We start from the raw sequence: 10,025 nt of genomic DNA on the forward strand, positions 1-10,025 counted from the left end.
TCTTCCTTAGTCCCAATCTGCGAGGTTCGAGCGCTGGCGCGATGCCTTCATGCGGTCACGGCGGTCCAGTTCGGCGGCCACCGCGCGTGCGATGGCCTGTTCATCCATGCCAGGGGCCGGCTGGATGATGATCTGCACCGTGTCACCCTGGTGGACGACAGGCTGCATGCTGGCCTGACTGACCGGCGGACGGCTATCAAAGGCCATCGCGGGCATGCTGCCTGTCCCGATGGCCACAGCCGCGCCGGCACTGGCCAGCTTGCCGGCCAGGCTGCTTACAGTGGACAGCGGCCCGTCCTGGCCACGATTCAGGCCAACGGCCAGGCCTTGCATGGTGTAGTCGCCCAGCTCGGCAAAGACTCGGCTCGGGCTATGGATGTCGAGCTTTTCCTTGAACCAGCCAATGACACTGGCACCGGCACCCAGCACCGCATCCTTCACGGAACCAATGCCGCTGGTGATGCCGTTGACCAGGCCGCGCAGGATCATGGCGCCGAACTCGGTAAATTTGGCCGGCAGCTCAATGCCGAACCAGCTCAGCACGCCAGCAAACGCCTGGTAGAACAGTCCCACCGGAGACCAATTCAAAATCAGCGCGCCCACGCCGGCCAAGCCGCCCGCAAAGGCGCCGCGTACCTGCTGCCACAGGTTGCCGAAGAAGCCGGCAATGGGTTCCCAATTCCGGTACAGCAGATAGGCAGCGGCGGCGATGGCGGTCACCACCAAGCCAATGGGGTTCATCAGGAAGATTCGCCCCAGCCACATGAAGACTGTTCCAACGCCGCGCAGGATGGGCATGAGCAAACCGCCCTGCAGTCCGATCTTGGCAAACAGGACGTGCAACATGGCATAGGGACCGATGATCGAGGCCAGGGCCAGCATCAGCGGCCCCATCACCACCATGATGGCGGCGATGGCAGAGAAGCCCACGATCATGGCCTTGGCGGTGGCCGGGTTGCGCTCCATGAAACCAGTCAGCGCCTGGACGGCATTGGCGGCCATCTGCAGGCCTGAAGCGTAGAGCGGCAGAATCTTGGTGCCCAGCTCCAGCTTTAGGTCCGCGACCTTGGCCAGGGTCTCCAGTTCCTGGCCGCTGGCGGTGTCTCGCCCGAGCTTGTCGAGCTCGTCGATGTTGGCGGCGCCCCGGTTCAGCTTCTCGTTCTTGTGGATCTGCGCGCGCTGCTGGTACATGGTGGAAAAGAGCTGTGCGGCCGTGCGGTTCGAGAAGATGCCGCCGATGGCATCAAGGATGCCTTTCTCGTCGGTGATGCCCTTGCTGGCCAGCTGCGGCAACAGCACTTTCTCCATCCATTCGAATTGGTTCTCGCGGAACAGGTCCGCGCCTTTGATGGCCCCTGGATTCAGGAACGAGACCTGGCCAGCCTTGTCATGCTTGACCTTCGATTGATCGCCGATCAGGCCCAGGTCAGCCAGCATGCCGATAGAACGTTTGGTGGTCCGGCCCTGATAGAGGTTCTGATAGGCACTCATCATCGAGGTGCCGACCCGGTTACCGCCCATTTCCTGCACGAGGGATTCCATCTGGTAATAAAAGGATTCGTCCTTGAGGCCCTTGGCCGCGATACCGCCCGTCTTAATCAGGTTCAGCCACTCGCCTGGACCGACCCGGCCACCGGTGGCGGTCAATACCTGCTGCACCATGTTGGCCTGTTTGGAGAAGGTGCCGATGTCCTTGGTGCCGTTGCGCATTTCGATGACCTTCAGCATGTCCATGAACTTTCGCTCGTTCTCGGCGCCCTCGGCCTCCCCGTAGAAGGCGTGATTGCCGAATTTCATCTTGGCCATCATGGGCGCGACCATTTCAGCATGGTGCGTGTCACCAAAGGCCGTGATGCCATCGCGCAGCAATTGCAGATTGTCGAGCTGGCTGGTGCCGTAGGTTTTCATGTCGCGGGCGAACTTGATCGCCTCGGCCGTGGCGGCCGGCCCCAGGCCTAGCGCACGTACGCGGCCGTTTTCGGTCTCATAGTGTTTCGCTTCCTTCAGGCCAGCCAGGGCCGGCGCGCCCAGGGCGGCTCCGGTGGCCGTGGCACCAACGCCGGCCGCCGCCAGGCCGCCTGCGGTGCTGCGCAACTTGTCCGCCCGCTGCCGGGCACTGGCCATGGCCTGCTGCTGGCGCTGGCTGGCGGCCAGCTTCTTCTGTTGGTCGGCCAGCTCGGCATTGGTGGCGGCGATACTGTTCTTGAGCCAGGTCTGCGCGGTGGCCAGCTGGCGCGAACCGATGCCCGCATCGGCCAGGCGCTCGCGCAGAGCACGATACTGCGTACCTTGCCGCTCGCTGGCCTCTTGCAGGGACTTGACACTGCGCACGGCCGCATTGAATTCGCGTGTCATGGCACGGGTCGGGTTCTCGGTGCCCTTCATCCTGGCCGACAGCTCGGCGACACGCTGCTGCGCGGTGGACAGTTCGGCATTCGTCTTGCGCATGCCCTGGTGCAGCTCGCGCAGGCCGTCGAGGTCTTTTTGTTGCTTGTTCAGCTCACGCAGGCGGTCGCTGGTGTCCTTGAGCGCCTTTCCGGTATCGCGGGCGCCGCCGGTGATCATTTTCAGCGGGGCGGTGATTTTCTCCATCATGGAGAACACGACCTGCATTTTCAGTTCATTTGCCATCTATTCCGCCCCGCTGCGCACTCGGGCGCGCTCGCGCCACTTCATCAAGTCTGCTAGTTCCAAGTCATCCATCGCGGCCGGCGGCCAATGGAACACCGTCGCGATGTCCGCCATGGCGTCTTCTACTTCGATTGGGAGACCAAGGCGCGATCCGCCTTCGGTGCCAAAAAAACGGAGATTTCCATGCCGCACTTGATCAGGTCGGCCGGGTCCATTGCGGCAACGTCGAATTGCGTCAGGGGCGGTTCGCTGATACGCGGCAGCACCACCTGCAGTGCGCTCACGTTCATATTCATCAGATCCATCAGGCTGACGCCTCGCAACGCCCCGGACTTGGGACGGCGCAAGGTCAGTTCGGTGATTTGGGTATTACCGCGCATGAGCGGTTCGTCCAGTTCGATGACGGCGGTTTCAATTTTGATGGGGGTGGTAGTCATGGTGTTCCTTGTGAGAATGAAGAAAGTACAAGCCAGGCGGCGCAGTGCCGCCCAGCACTTACAGCCCGATGGCCTTGTTGATTGCGGCGCGGCGATCTTCACCGGCCACGATTTCGATGCCGTTCATGAAATCGAAGTCGAAGATCACTTCACCGTCGATGGTGAGTTTGTAGGCACTCAGCGGCATGGTGAATTTCTGGGTCGTGTCGTCGGCCACCTTGGCAGTGCCCATATCGACTTCTTTGTAGCGACCGCGCACAACGACTTCCACCGCCTGGACGCGGGCGTCATCGTCGCTCTGATAGGCACCCGCAAAGCGCAGCTGCACCGCGCCATGGGTGGCGGCCGCATACTTCTTCAGCGACTCTTTCACCAGGCCGCCGGCCGTCCATTCGAGCTGCATTGCTTCCTGGCCGAAGTCAACCGATACCGGGCCGGACATCCCGCCCGCCCGATATTCCTCCATCTTGCGAGACAGCTTCGGCAAGGTCACTTCCGTGGCCTGGCCGGAATAATTGAACCCGTCTTCGAACAGGTTGAAATCCTTCAGTTTGCTGGGCATCCCCATTTTTCATACTCCTTTCAATAGATGCGAAAGGCGGCCGGTCAGGCCGCCATTGCTTATGCGGAAACGCGCGCGCTGAAATCGGCCAGATACTGGTCGGTGATGCGCTGTTGCAGCAGCAGGTTTTCCAGCGGTGGCACCGGCGTGTAGTTGTAGTCGATGGTCAGCTTGCCCGACTTCAGCGAATCCACATCGTTGAACTCTTCATCGAACCAGGCTTCACCGTCGATGATGTAGCCGCTGGCGCGCAGCTGTCGGAACTTGTTATTGATGCTGGCCAGGATGTCGCGGACCAGGGACGGATTGAGCGGCTTGTCGACGAATTCGAACATCGCCTCAGCGATGGTGTCACGCAAGACCTGCGCGGTCCGGGTGTAGCTCTCGAATGGGAAATAGCCGCCCTGTGCTTCGCAGGTACGGGAACCCCAAAAGCGGTAGCCGCTCATGTTGATCAGCGTGGTGACCTCTTTCGCGTTCAGGATGCCGGCATCGGTCGCCGGGTCCTGCAGGTCCCATGAAACATCCTTGCTGATGCCGGTCGGGCCATTGATGACCATATTGGAAATAGTCTTGTGCCATCCGATGGTCTCGTCCAGCTTGGCGCGCATGCCCAGCGCATAGCAGACTGCGGAGATACTGGCATCTGCCTTTTGCTCCGAATCCCAGTCGAGGAATTCCGGCCAGATCAGCATCAATTCGCGCTGGCCAAACTGGCCACGGTAGTTCGTCGCCTCCACAGCGGTGGCGCCGCGTGCATAGGCATACACGAAAGCGCGCAGGGTCTGAGCGATGCTCACCAGCTCATTGGTCACCGCCTGGCTGTCCAGCCCGGGCGCGCCCAGGATGCGCGGCTTGAAGCCGAACTTGCTCTGTGCAGCCAGCAATGCCTGGGCGCCGGTGTATTTGCCATCGCTGACGCCGCCAATCACGTTGTTGCTCAGTTCTGCCGGATCGTCGGACTCTTCCACGCGCACGACGATGGTCAGCGGCTTGGCCTGCTTGCCGATGGCCTTCAAGGTGCGCAGCAGCGTACCGGATTTGCCGGCCTTGCCTTGGGCTGCGATGACGTTGGTCAGTAGGACGGGGACATTCAGCGGGAAGGCGGTCGGGTCCGCGTCGTCTGCCGTGGCGATCAAGCCGATGACGGCGGTCGAGATGGTGCGGATCGGCCGGCTACCCTCGTTGACCTCGACAACCCGTACGCCGTGGTGATAATCAGTTGCCATTGCTCATACTCCTTTAGTTTCAGTGCGGCTTTCGCCGGATTTCAGATTCAGTACGGCAAGGTGCCGCTCATGGAGAAAGGCGCAAACTCAGCATTGCGAGCGCAGCCGACGATAGGGACGGCAGCACCACATCCAGCACCTGCCACTTGTCCCAGGTCCAGGGAAACCAGCCGTAGCCCCAGGAGGCTGCTGGATCGGTGGCATGGCCGTGCAATTCCTCGACCTCCAGCTTTTTGCGCGACCAGTACCACACCACCACCGCGAGCACGCCGGCTGGGGCGCCGCAGAGCAGTGCGACCGGTAGCTGGATCAATAGGCCTTCCAGACAGTGCGAAAGGCTCAGGCGCCAGCGGGCGCCACCAAACCAGACAATGAGTTTTCCGAGCATGCTTAGGCCCCTGTGTATTGAACGAAGCACAGCGCGTAATACGGCGGCAAATTGCTGATGTCCGCGCCACCTCCAGTATTGGCCGCACTGGCCGTAACTCCGGTCTTGCTGTTGGTGGTGTGCTGCGGCGAGGTCGCACCGATCGTTTGACCACCGCTGATGTTTTGGCCACTCTGGTAGGAGCCAGGGTTGTAGGTGGTCACGTCGTGATAGTGGCCAGGATCGTTGACCGTGATCGCGTGCGTATGCGAAGGCAACTGTGCTGCGGACAGCTTGTACGAAGCTGCGCCGCCCGTCGCGCCGGTGGCATAGGCGCCTCCTGCGCCCACAATGAACCTATCGGTGAGGTTCGACGTACCATTGGCGCCGGTGGCCAGATGCCAGCCCGCTCCCCATGCTGCAGCGACGGCCGCCTCTGTAGCTTGGCCCGACCACATGCGCACCTCACCGAGGACCGGAGATATGCCGGCCACGTCACTGCGGCTGGCCAGGACGGCAGCCGCTGGCAAGCTGCTCCATACGGCTTCAGCCGGCGCGGCGGCGATCACGTCCGCCGTGATGCCGTATCGGTTAGTCGGCGCCATCTCCAGCAGCACGGTGCGCCAGGCATTCGTTACCGGGCCATTCGGGTCGGTGCTCAAATTAACGTACACCTCGGATACACCAGTGGTCACGCCGCTGACATGCGTCTTATAGGTAGAGACGTATTGCATCGCTCGATCTACCGCCGATCCACGGACTGAGACGATGCTGACATCACCTTGCTTGACCGCAAATTCGATCACGGCCACTGAAGCGCTGGAACCATAGCCCAGGTGGAGCCGGAATAGCCATTGCGCCGAGCTGGCGGCGACCGGCACATTGACCAGGCGCAAAATAGCCGTGGTGGCGTTGATCGTCCCGGACAGCAGTGTTCTCCATGGTGCGCTATCGTCAAGGGCGGCCGCCACAAACTCAGTGGTCGCGAGCTGCTTGGACGCAGTACCGAGCGGCGCGGTATCCGCCTTTGGCGTGCCGGTGAAAGTCGGCGAGGCCAAAGGCGCCTTCTGCGCCAGCGCATTGGTTACCGTGGCGGAAAAATTGGCGTCGTTTCCCATGGCGTCCGCCAGTTCCTTGAGGGTATCGAGTGCCGAGGGAGCATTCCCGACCAGGGAAGCGATTTCATTGCGTACAAAGGCGGTCGTGGCCAGCTGAGTGCTATTGGTGCCGGAAGCGGCCGTAGGCGCTTTTGGCGCGCCAGTAAAGGTCGGCGATGCCAGATCGGCCTTGAGGGCGAGAGCCTTGGCGGCGAACTCGGTCGTTGCCAACTGAGTTGTGCTAGTACCCGGTGCGGCCGTGGGCGCCTTCGGCACGCCAGTAAAAGTCGGCGATGCCAAGGCCGCCAAGTCAGGATGCTTGTGATCCTTGGGAGCGGCATAGACGACGATGGCGTCATCCACGTACTTGCGCGTAGCCAGCACCACGGTGGGATCAATCTTCAGCTCAATGGCCGACGCGCTGGCCACCAGCAGAACGATGCGGATCTGTTGGTCCTTGCCCGAACCGGACGCGAGCGCTGGTTTCAGGCTTGGCGGGCAATTCGCGAAAATGATCAAGTCGCCGTCTTCATCAAAGACGCCAATCTCGCGCACCCACCAGCCGCCCACCTCGGCAGGCAGAACTTGTTCGATGATTAGCTGGCTGGGGTCATTCTCGTCGGGAAAGATCGTATTGATCAGCGCCCGGCGCTGTTCATTGACCAGGGCCTTTTGCTTGCGGCTGGGGATGGGGGTTTCCCCGTTTCCGTCGCCGACCGCCATATATTTGAGCTTCAGCGGTTCGCCCAGGGCAATCGCCTTGGCAATCTTGGCTTCGCCGATTTCAGTTGGAAGAGAGTAATAGTCGCTCATGGGTAGATGGTCATGACTTCAATGAGGTGGGCAGCGGTGCCGATGTGAATTCTTCCGGTGGATTCGACCTGGCCAGGAATCCAGGGGTAGACCGTAATGGCCTCACCCATCTGCACCAGGCCACCGATATAGATAGCGCCGCGCGATTCGAGGTGGATACGCAGGCCGGTAAGGTGGCGCGATAGCGGCTTGGCGTCGTCAATGAGCCGTTCCATCTCGGCAAACATCTCTTCGGTAATGCCCGTCTCCAGCACACCGACATCGAGTGCGAAGGTGCCACGGCGGCCAGGCGGGTCTGTCTGCCACCATTCTGTGATCTTGATCACGTAGCCCAGCGACTCGACCACGCCGCGAACGGCGGCGATAGTGCCCTTATGCTGATGGATATAGCGGGATGCCTTGATGGTCTTGCGCTTGATCGCCTCGGACCAGCCATCGTCCCAGCGGTCCACCGAAAATGACCAGGCGAGGAAAGGCAGCAAGGCCACGGGACAGCGGTCCGGGTTCCAGAGGTCGCGCAGCGGTACCGGCGTCTTGGCCAGTTCTGCGCAGGCGCGTGCAAGAGCACGTTCCAGCGCAGTGGTGTTCGGGGGCAAGGTTGGCACCGGGTTATACATCGTCGACCTCTTCCAGCACCTCGGCAGTGATAGTGATGGCGGTGCAGCGGGCGGCCTGCGTCCTGCCGCACAGGATGTCGGCCGCTGGCGATTTGATGAGCACGTTGCGCACTCCCTCGACCTTGAGGGCCGCCACGTAGGCATTCCGGTACACGCTATAGCCAAGAGGGCGCGCTGGATTCGCCATAGCGGCAGCGTTCGCCCTTGCGGCGCTGATTGCAATAGGCGCCTCGGGGCGCTTCTCGACATACACCACGGCTTCTAGTACGTAGTCGGTGACTTCCCCTTGCACCACTGATACCAGATCGCCCAGCGGACGCACGTCTTCAGCTGATAGCGCGTCTTCTACCGCCTGCAGCACTTCGGGTGCTGCCTTCCAGTCGGTAGAGGTCGCCAAGACGGCCACCACCACCTCGCAGGGCGCCGGGCTGACCGCACGGGCATCAAGCACGCGACCGTCGGCACTGCGCGCATGGAATTCATAGGCATTGCGAGGGCCGGCCGTGGACAGGGCATCCGGGGCTTCCTGGATGCGCAGGCGGTACGCATCGTCGTCTTCGCGCACTTCCTCCACCGGAGGAGATGCGTCCAGATCGGCCTCGACCAGCACCAGGCGCTTGACGTTGGTGTTTGCCCCGATCTGGTCAAGGTCGGCATCAATGGCGAAGGGCAGCATGACCGCCCGGGCGGCATCATTGACACGGTTGCGCAGCAGCAGCTCTTGATAGGCGTTCTCCTGCAGGAGCTTTGTAGCTGGCTCCGACTCCAGGGACAGCACTTTGGCGGCGGCTTCACGCTGTTCCTGCGGCAGCAGCGCCAGGACGGCCGCCTTACGATTGGCAAGGATGGTCTCGTAGTCCAGGGTTTCCAGTACCTGCGGCGCCGGCAACAGGGAAAGGTCGATAGGAGAACTCATTGCATGGCCCCTTCGCGGACCTGCACCGAGAATTCGATTGCCCTTCCGTTGGTCACTGCCTGCAGCACGACCGAAATCGCACCCGTTGCGTCACGGTTCAGATTGACCGCCGATAGCGAAATCCGCGGCTCCCACAGCGCCAGGCGATAGGCCACGGCAGCATAGATGCGCATGACGGTAACCCCATTCAGGGGCTGGTCGATCAATTCAGGGATTTCCGATCCATAGGCACGGCGGTAGATGCGGGTTCCCAGGGGCGTCATGAGGATGTCGCGCACGGACTGGCGGATGTGATCCAGCAGTGACATGCTGCGGCCGGTAGATGCGTCCATGGCGATCATGACACCGGTCCTCCCGACTGTTCATCGCCGCGTTTGACTTGACTGTGTGCATGGCCACGTAAGCTGATAGGACCGGCCTTCACGTCGCCTGTGGCCGCTACGTCCCCATCGATGGTCATGGCAGCGCCACCGCCGCCGCCCTCGACCTTAGCGCCTTGCTTCAATGCGCTGAAGCCCTCTACCAGCAGATTGCCTTTGATGGTCACATCGCCGGTGCAGGTGGTTTGCGGTGCATCGGCGGTCACCGTATCGGCCTTGACTAGCGCCGAGCCGCCCGCCGGGAGAATGGCCGACAGCGCATGCGTGCTGAAATCGTAGAGCACGACGGCGCCGTCAGGGTAGTGAATGGAGCGAACCTTAAGATTGGATTGAGGCGCCGGTGACTCGGCCGAAAACAGACCGGCCAGGACTTTGCCCTGCGTCAGATCGCCGTTCGGCGAAAAGACGATGACCTGCTCACCGATGGAGGGTGGAGACCAGTGGACGACATCCCCGGCGCGCAGCGCGATCCATTGCAGCCAGGTGGTCAGCAGCGAAGGCGACAAGCGCACGCGCACCTTGTCCGCTGTGATCTCGGCGATCTTGCCGATGCGGATCAAATTTGGGATGGCGCGAATGAGTTCGGAGAGGTCGGGCGTCATGCAATCCATGTTGCCGGATCGCGCGCGGAAAGGCACTTGGCGGTGGGTTGATATCCGCCTTATCGACTCTCAAAAAGCAAATCAGCTTGTCTTTGCTGGTCGGTGGAAGCCTATGTAAATATTCTAGTTACGAGGAATTCTTCTGTGCCCGCAACTATTTAATATTGTCGTTCGATGCCGCAGTGAGATCCGAGTATTCGGCTATGTACATTTCCACTTGGAGGCTCCTCGTTCTCATGTCTACAAGCAGTGTCCGCAGCGCTCTCATACTATCTCGGCACTGTTGGCGCTCTATTGGAACTCCCATATCAAGGCTTACGGCTGACGCTATCAGAGCCGCGCATTCTCTATTTAACCGTTCCATTTCGACAATT

General features: G+C 61.2%; 11 protein-coding genes. All 11 read right to left on the reverse strand.

All coding sequences use genetic code 11. The features are described from left to right. Positions 1-6 precede the first annotated feature (6 nt). The 11 genes from HFRIS_RS14650 to HFRIS_RS14705 all read right to left on the reverse strand — a co-directional run bounded on the left by HFRIS_RS14650 (position 7) and on the right by HFRIS_RS14705 (position 9,651). Positions 7-2,631, reverse strand: a complete 2,625-nt coding sequence (locus tag HFRIS_RS14650) for a phage tail tape measure protein (protein ID WP_039875889.1) — start codon at positions 2,629-2,631, stop codon at positions 7-9. Continuing rightward, the gene (locus HFRIS_RS24860) at positions 2,632-2,745 is read right to left on the reverse strand and encodes a GpE family phage tail protein (protein ID WP_006464173.1); all 114 of its coding nucleotides are present in this window, start codon (positions 2,743-2,745) and stop codon (positions 2,632-2,634) included. A gap of 8 nt (positions 2,746-2,753) precedes the next feature. Further along, positions 2,754-3,068 carry a phage tail assembly protein gene (locus HFRIS_RS14660; RefSeq protein ID WP_006464174.1) on the reverse strand — a complete coding sequence of 105 codons (315 nt, stop codon included), beginning with the start codon at positions 3,066-3,068 and terminating at the stop codon, positions 2,754-2,756. A 58-nt stretch (positions 3,069-3,126) separates the two neighbouring features. After that, the gene (locus HFRIS_RS14665) at positions 3,127-3,636 is read right to left on the reverse strand and encodes a phage major tail tube protein (protein ID WP_006464175.1); all 510 of its coding nucleotides are present in this window, start codon (positions 3,634-3,636) and stop codon (positions 3,127-3,129) included. Between the two features lie 53 nt (positions 3,637-3,689). Continuing rightward, positions 3,690-4,859 (reverse strand): phage tail sheath protein, encoded by a 1,170-nt coding sequence (locus HFRIS_RS14670; protein ID WP_006464176.1) that lies wholly within the window; start codon positions 4,857-4,859, stop codon positions 3,690-3,692. Positions 4,860-4,926: 67 nt separating this feature from the next. Continuing rightward, positions 4,927-5,247: a hypothetical protein gene (locus tag HFRIS_RS14675; RefSeq protein ID WP_039875892.1), complete on the reverse strand. Its 321-nt coding sequence runs from the start codon at positions 5,245-5,247 to the stop codon at positions 4,927-4,929. Positions 5,248-5,249: 2 nt separating this feature from the next. After that, complete coding sequence (locus tag HFRIS_RS24865; protein WP_006464178.1) at positions 5,250-7,136, reverse strand: phage tail-collar fiber domain-containing protein; 1,887 nt, start codon at positions 7,134-7,136, stop codon at positions 5,250-5,252. After that, the gene (locus HFRIS_RS14690) at positions 7,133-7,753 is read right to left on the reverse strand and encodes a phage tail protein I (protein ID WP_006464179.1); all 621 of its coding nucleotides are present in this window, start codon (positions 7,751-7,753) and stop codon (positions 7,133-7,135) included. The genes HFRIS_RS24865 and HFRIS_RS14690 overlap by 4 nt, the downstream gene beginning before the upstream one ends. Beyond that, positions 7,746-8,669 (reverse strand): baseplate assembly protein, encoded by a 924-nt coding sequence (locus HFRIS_RS14695; protein WP_006464180.1) that lies wholly within the window; start codon positions 8,667-8,669, stop codon positions 7,746-7,748. Before HFRIS_RS14695 ends, HFRIS_RS14690 begins: the two co-directional genes overlap by 8 nt. Further along, a complete protein-coding gene (locus HFRIS_RS14700; RefSeq protein ID WP_006464181.1) occupies positions 8,666-9,010 on the reverse strand; it encodes a GPW/gp25 family protein in 345 nt (114 codons plus the stop codon). Before HFRIS_RS14700 ends, HFRIS_RS14695 begins: the two co-directional genes overlap by 4 nt. Next, entirely contained in the window at positions 9,007-9,651 is a 645-nt protein-coding gene (locus tag HFRIS_RS14705) for a phage baseplate assembly protein V (RefSeq protein ID WP_006464182.1), read from the reverse strand. The genes HFRIS_RS14700 and HFRIS_RS14705 overlap by 4 nt, the downstream gene beginning before the upstream one ends. Between the last annotated feature and the right edge of the window lie 374 nt (positions 9,652-10,025).

It is taken from the genome of Herbaspirillum frisingense GSF30, from assembly GCF_000300975.2.
Taxonomy (GTDB): Bacteria; Pseudomonadota; Gammaproteobacteria; order Burkholderiales; family Burkholderiaceae_D; genus Herbaspirillum; species Herbaspirillum frisingense.

Excerpts from the sequence above, each read along its gene's own strand:
- HFRIS_RS14670 (WP_006464176.1), bottom strand. The coding sequence starts at position 4,859 with ATGGCAACTGATTATCACCACGGCGTACGGGTTGTCGAGGTCAACGAG.
- HFRIS_RS14700 (WP_006464181.1), bottom strand. The coding sequence starts at position 9,010 with ATGATCGCCATGGACGCATCTACCGGCCGCAGCATGTCACTGCTGGAT.
- HFRIS_RS14705 (WP_006464182.1), bottom strand. The coding sequence starts at position 9,651 with ATGACGCCCGACCTCTCCGAACTCATTCGCGCCATCCCAAATTTGATC.
- HFRIS_RS14690 (WP_006464179.1), bottom strand. The coding sequence starts at position 7,753 with ATGTATAACCCGGTGCCAACCTTGCCCCCGAACACCACTGCGCTGGAA.
- HFRIS_RS24865 (WP_006464178.1), bottom strand. The coding sequence starts at position 7,136 with ATGAGCGACTATTACTCTCTTCCAACTGAAATCGGCGAAGCCAAGATT.
- HFRIS_RS14660 (WP_006464174.1), bottom strand. The coding sequence starts at position 3,068 with ATGACTACCACCCCCATCAAAATTGAAACCGCCGTCATCGAACTGGAC.
- HFRIS_RS24860 (WP_006464173.1), bottom strand. The coding sequence starts at position 2,745 with ATGGCGGACATCGCGACGGTGTTCCATTGGCCGCCGGCCGCGATGGAT.
- HFRIS_RS14650 (WP_039875889.1), bottom strand. The coding sequence starts at position 2,631 with ATGGCAAATGAACTGAAAATGCAGGTCGTGTTCTCCATGATGGAGAAA.
- HFRIS_RS14695 (WP_006464180.1), bottom strand. The coding sequence starts at position 8,669 with ATGAGTTCTCCTATCGACCTTTCCCTGTTGCCGGCGCCGCAGGTACTG.
- HFRIS_RS14665 (WP_006464175.1), bottom strand. The coding sequence starts at position 3,636 with ATGGGGATGCCCAGCAAACTGAAGGATTTCAACCTGTTCGAAGACGGG.
- HFRIS_RS14675 (WP_039875892.1), bottom strand. The coding sequence starts at position 5,247 with ATGCTCGGAAAACTCATTGTCTGGTTTGGTGGCGCCCGCTGGCGCCTG.